Source organism: Micromonospora sp. LOL_013 (assembly GCF_048060315.1).
Taxonomy (GTDB): Bacteria; Actinomycetota; Actinomycetes; order Mycobacteriales; family Micromonosporaceae; genus Micromonospora_E.
The window spans coordinates 1-393 of record NZ_JBHMIQ010000120.1; the positions used below are offsets into that span (position 1 = coordinate 1).

The 393-nt window shown below is 69.7% G+C and carries 1 pseudogene; it reads right to left on the minus strand.

Annotated features, from left to right (window positions below):
- A pseudogene (locus ACFHWS_RS28590) lies at positions 1–393 on the minus strand (4-hydroxy-2-oxovalerate aldolase); the annotation flags it as partial.

The following is a 393-nucleotide window of genomic DNA, read 5'->3' on the forward strand; positions in this document are numbered from 1 at the left end:
CGGCGACGACGCTGTTGGCCACACCGAGGGACAGGTTGTGGTGGGCGTGAATGCCGATCTGCGTTTGCGGGTCCAGGACCTCGCGGTAGGCGTCGACCCGCGTAGCGACGTCGTCCATCAGCAGCCGGCCACCGGAGTCGGTGACGTAGACGCAGTGCGCCCCGTACGACTCCATCAGCTTGGCCTGCGCCGCGAGCCCGGCCGGGGTGTTCATGTGCGCCATCATCAGGAACCCGGCCACGTCCATGCCGTTGTCGCGGGCCCAGCCGATGTGCTGGGCGGCGACGTCGGCCTCGGTGCAGTGGGTGGCGATCCGGACGCTGGTCACGCCCAGGTCGCGGGCCGCTTTCAGGTCGTCGATGGTCCCGATGCCGGGCAGCAGCAGCGTCGTCA